This window comes from Blastomonas sp. UPD001 (genome assembly GCF_003426715.1).
GTDB lineage: Bacteria > Pseudomonadota > Alphaproteobacteria > Sphingomonadales > Sphingomonadaceae > Blastomonas.
In genome coordinates this window covers 1-1,146 of record NZ_QKVT01000039.1, presented here as the reverse complement: position 1 = coordinate 1,146, position 1,146 = coordinate 1, and the positions used below count along the sequence as shown (strand labels likewise).

Genomic DNA, 1,146 nt, shown 5'->3' with positions numbered 1-1,146 from the left:
AACCCGGCGCGGCGACGATCTGCGGGAAGATCGGCTGGACCCCGCCGATCGGCGACGAGCGCGCGTTCCTGGAAGCCTATTACACGCAATTGCGCGCTCGGCTGGAACGCGGCATGCGTTTCGGCCGAAGGCGCGCGAACAAGAACAGCTGAGGAGGCGGCCGCGTCAGGCTGCGCCGATCAGGCCGGTCACCTGTTCGGCCGTCGGCGGGCGCAGCGTCCGCATAGCCTGTTCGGGATCGCCCAGCATCGTCTTGGCGACCTGGCGCGCGAAATCGTCGAGCGATTTGGGCAATTCCGCCGCTGCTGCAGCCTTGGCGAGGCTTTCCATCGCACCGCTGGGTGCATTGGGGCGGCTGACCAGATTGATCACGCCGTCATTGACCGGCCTGCTGGGGGCAGGGTCGGTGTTGCGCGGCGCGACATCGTTCGCCTGATAGTTCGGCCGGATATAGACCGTCCGCATCGTCGGCGAGCCTGGCGGGTCTGAATTGTTGATCATGGCACGGGGGTCCTGATAGTTTTTCAGGCTGAAGATGCCATGGCCGACGTTAAGGGCGGCTTGAAGAAACTGGCATGCGCGGCGTTAAGCATATCGCAAAGCGTCGCATCTATGCCCGACCTGCCGAAAGCCTTGCCCAGGCCAAGTCCGCGAACTCGCACAATAACGGCCGCGTGTCGCGCGGATCAATGATATCCTCGACAGAAAAATGCTCGGCGCTGCGGAACGGGCTGCGGACCTTGTTGAGCCGCGCGCGGATCGCCGCGAGATGCGCCTGTGGGTCGGCGCTGGCCTCGAGCTCGGACTTGTAGGCGACCTCGACCCCGCCCTCGATCGGCAGCGATCCCCAGTCGCCGCTGGGCCAGGCGAAGCGATACTGGAACCGCTCGGCGTTGGACATGGCCGAACCCGCAATGCCATAGGCGCGGCGGACGATGACCGAGGCGAGCGGCACCCGCGCGCGATAGATCGCGTTCATCGCATTGACGCCATAGCGGATCGTGCCCGCGCGCTCGGCATCGGCACCGATCATGAAGCCCGGATTGTCGACCAGGTGCACGATCGGCAGACGGAACTGGTCCGCCAGCTTCACGAACCGCTCGGCCTTCTCGCTGGTCCTGGCCTCCCACGAACCGCCGAGATCGC

At 65.5% G+C, this 1,146-nt stretch carries 2 protein-coding genes and 1 pseudogene; 1 reads left to right on the top strand and 2 read right to left on the bottom strand.

Going from position 1 to position 1,146, the window contains the following annotated elements:
- Positions 1-152 (top strand): annotated as a pseudogene (locus DM995_RS18160) (RDD family protein); the annotation flags it as partial.
- 13 nt (positions 153-165) lie between these two features.
- On the opposite strand, the gene DM995_RS18155 reads toward DM995_RS18160, so the two are convergent.
- Both DM995_RS18155 and DM995_RS18150 read right to left on the bottom strand, forming a co-directional pair.
- Positions 166-501 carry a hypothetical protein gene (locus DM995_RS18155; protein WP_116970609.1) on the bottom strand — a complete coding sequence of 112 codons (336 nt, stop codon included), beginning with the start codon at positions 499-501 and terminating at the stop codon, positions 166-168.
- Between the two features lie 109 nt (positions 502-610).
- On the bottom strand, positions 611-1,146 hold a 536-nt coding region (locus DM995_RS18150; RefSeq protein ID WP_286164971.1), incomplete at its 5' end, for a carboxyl transferase domain-containing protein.